Below are 271 nucleotides of genomic sequence, written 5' to 3' on the forward strand. Positions count from 1 at the left end.
CCCCACTGGCGACCTGTTGAAACGCTGCGGCGGGTGGGTAGACCGACACCAGGTTATGGCTGGAGAAAACCGCTTCGCCGCTGTCTTGCAGCCATTTATGCAGCGCTCGGACCTGCGCCGGTTCCGGGCAATTGCCGAAACGGTGCAGTTGCCTGTCTTCGATGATCGCCACGCCGCCGGACAGCGTCAGGTCCATCAGCACTTGGCCTTGCTGGGCCAGGCCGTCGAACACGTTGCCGTCGCAGGCTTTCATGGCTTTGTCGAGGGTGGC

The 271-nt window shown here is 63.1% G+C and carries 1 pseudogene; it reads right to left on the reverse strand.

Going from position 1 to position 271, the window contains the following annotated elements:
* Positions 1-271 (reverse strand): annotated as a pseudogene (locus tag SB765_RS29785) (histidine kinase); the annotation flags it as partial.

This window comes from Pseudomonas sp. SIMBA_067 (genome assembly GCF_046534675.1).
In the GTDB taxonomy this organism is placed as follows: Bacteria; Pseudomonadota; Gammaproteobacteria; order Pseudomonadales; family Pseudomonadaceae; genus Aquipseudomonas; species Aquipseudomonas putida.